This window comes from Corynebacterium sp. UMB10321, from assembly GCF_030228725.1.
Classification (GTDB): Bacteria; Actinomycetota; Actinomycetes; order Mycobacteriales; family Mycobacteriaceae; genus Corynebacterium; species Corynebacterium pseudogenitalium.
Genome location: NZ_JASOZC010000065.1, coordinates 1 through 251, shown reverse-complemented (window position 1 = coordinate 251; position 251 = coordinate 1). Strand labels below are relative to the sequence as shown.

1 protein-coding gene is annotated in these 251 nt (G+C 45.4%); it reads right to left on the bottom strand.

The features are described 5' to 3' along the window. Window positions 1–4 precede the first annotated feature (4 nt). On the bottom strand, window positions 5–251 hold a 247-nt coding region (locus QP752_RS11320; protein ID WP_284805551.1), incomplete at its 5' end, for a DapH/DapD/GlmU-related protein.

Below are 251 nucleotides of genomic sequence, written 5' to 3'. Positions count from 1 at the left end.
GAGGTTAATCCTTCATGTAAGGTAACTTTTTAGCATAGCCTTCTGTATTCACTTGACGTGCCCGGGCAATCGCCAAATCTTCTGAAGGGACATCTTCTGTGATGGTTGAACCAGCAGCAGTCACCGCATGATCACCAATCGTGACTGGCGCAACAATGTTCGTTGCAGAGCCAATAAACGCGTGATCACCCACGACTGTTTGGTGTTTATTTTTGCCATAATAATTAACAAAAACAACGCCGCAACCGACA